This window comes from Streptomyces sp. E11-3, from assembly GCF_046540415.1.
Lineage (GTDB): Bacteria > Actinomycetota > Actinomycetes > Streptomycetales > Streptomycetaceae > Streptomyces.
In genome coordinates this window covers 1-2,246 of sequence record NZ_JAZGRL010000112.1, presented here as the reverse complement: position 1 = coordinate 2,246, position 2,246 = coordinate 1, and the positions used below count along the sequence as shown (strand labels likewise).

The window sequence follows — 2,246 nt, the reverse complement described above, 5'->3', positions numbered from 1 at the left end:
TTCGCCGTCCGCAGGACTTTCGGGAAGGGGCGGGGTGGGGGATCAATCCCTGACCCCAGCCCCCTCAGGCGTGCTGGTAGGCCACTAGCGAGATCCCGACATAGTGCACAGCAAACGCCGCCAGCGTGAACGAATGAAACACCTCATGGAAGCCGAACCACCGCGGCGACGGGTTCGGCTTCTTCAGCCCGTAGATCACGCCACCCGCGCTGTACAGCAGCCCGCCGACGATCACGCACACCAGCACAGCCACCCCACCGACCCGCAGGAAGTCGGGCAGGAAGAACACCGCCGCCCAGCCCATCGCGATATAGCAGGGCGTGTAGAGCCAGCGCGGCGCGCCGACCCAGAAGACCCGGAAGGCGATTCCCGCCACCGCTGCCGCCCAGACCGCCCACAGGAGCACTCGTCCGGTGGAATCGGGGAGCAGGAGCAGCGTCAGCGGGGTATAGGTGCCCGCGATGATCAGGAAGATATTGGCGTGGTCGAGCCGCCGCAGCACGGCTTCGCCGCGCGGGCCCCACGTCCCCCGGTGGTAGATCGCGCTGATGCCGAAGAGCAGGCACGCGGTGAGGACGTAGATGCCGCAGGCTATCCGTGCCCGCGTGGACTCCGTGAAGATGACCAATGCCAGCCCGGACACGAGGACCGCGGGGAACATCCCGGCGTGCAGCCATCCTCGAAGCCGAGGCTTGATCAAGTGTGAGTTCGGGCCGGAGGGGGACGCCTCGGCCGTGTCGGTCGGCGCCTCGGCCGAGCGGGAAGTCATGGCTGCCATGGTAGCTACGGCACCGTAAGTTCCGGGTCGTAAGTGGCAACGCTCACGTGTGATGCCCTCTGGACAGATGGGCGCGACCGTCGGATGATCAAATGAGTGAGGTCGACACCGGATGAGCGCCCTGAAGCACCGCAGCGAAGCGTCCGGGTCGCGGCCCCCATGGGGCAACAGTCAGTAGATACGGACATCTTGGACAGGTTGTCCGTCCCATACACCCTCATACAGGAGCGATCGTGGCGCGCGACGCTGTGCTTCCCACCAACCACCAAGAGCTGATCTCCTGGGTCGACGAGATCGCCGAGCTCACGCAGCCGGACCGTGTGGTCTGGTGTGACGGCTCGGAGGCGGAGTACGAGCGCCTGGCCGAGGAACTGGTCGCCAAGGGCACCTTCAAGAAGCTCGACCCGATCAAGCGTCCGAACTCCTACTACGCGGCATCGGACCCCTCGGACGTGGCGCGCGTCGAGGACCGCACCTTCATCTGCTCCGAGAAGGAGGAGGACGCGGGCCCGACCAACCACTGGAAGGCCCCCGCCGAGATGCGGAAGATTTTCGCGGGCGAGGGCGGGCAGGGCGGCCAGGACGGGCAGGGCGGCCAGGACGGGCAGGGCGGCCAGGACGGGCAGGGCGGCGTCTTCCGCGGCTCGATGCGCGGCCGCACCATGTACGTCGTCCCGTTCTGCATGGGCCCCGTCGGCTCGCCGCTCTCCGCGATCGGCGTGGAGATCACCGACTCGGCGTACGTCGCCGTCTCGATGCGCACCATGACCCGCATGGGCCAGGCCGTCCTGGACGAGCTCGGCTCCGACGGGTTCTTCGTCAAGGCCGTCCACTCGCTCGGCGCCCCGCTCGCCGAAGGTGAGGCGGACGTCCCCTGGCCGTGCAACACCACCAAGTACATCTCGCACTTCCCCGAGTCGCGCGAGATCTGGTCGTACGGCTCCGGCTACGGCGGCAACGCCCTGCTGGGCAAGAAGTGCTACGCGCTGCGGATCGCCTCGGTGATGGCCCGCGACGAGGGCTGGCTCGCCGAGCACATGCTGATCCTGAAGCTGACGCCGCCGCAGGGCGAGGCCAAGTACGTGGTCGCGGCCTTCCCCTCCGCCTGCGGCAAGACCAACCTCGCCATGCTGGAGCCGACGATCTCCGGCTGGACGGTCGAGACCATCGGCGACGACATCGCCTGGATGCGCTTCGGCGAGGACGGGCGGCTGTACGCGATCAACCCCGAGGCGGGCTTCTTCGGCGTCGCGCCCGGCACCGGCGAGCACACCAACGCCAACGCGATCAAGACGCTGTGGGGCAACTCCGTCTTCACGAACGTCGCGCTCACCGACGACGGCGACGTCTGGTGGGAGGGCCTCACCGAGGAGACCCCGGCCCACCTCACGGACTGGCGCGGCAACGACTGGACCCCGGAGTCCGAGACCCCCGCGGCCCACCCCAACTCGCGCTTCACCACCCCCGC

Annotated in this window: 2 protein-coding genes; one reads left to right on the top strand and one right to left on the bottom strand. The window is 68.2% G+C overall.

Annotated features, from left to right (window positions below; genetic code table 11):
- Nucleotides 1-64: 64 nt before the first annotated feature.
- The gene (trhA, locus tag U9R90_RS35605) at nt 65-778 is read right to left on the bottom strand and encodes a PAQR family membrane homeostasis protein TrhA (RefSeq protein ID WP_411061592.1); all 714 of its coding nucleotides are present in this window, start codon (nt 776-778) and stop codon (nt 65-67) included.
- A 233-nt stretch (nt 779-1,011) separates the two neighbouring features.
- On the opposite strand from trhA, the gene U9R90_RS35600 reads away from it, so the two are divergent.
- Nucleotides 1,012-2,246, top strand: a 1,235-nt coding sequence (locus U9R90_RS35600; protein ID WP_411061590.1) for a phosphoenolpyruvate carboxykinase (GTP), incomplete at its 3' end; no start/stop codon positions are given.

Excerpts from the sequence above, each read along its gene's own strand:
- trhA (WP_411061592.1), bottom strand. The coding sequence starts at position 778 with ATGGCAGCCATGACTTCCCGCTCGGCCGAGGCGCCGACCGACACGGCC.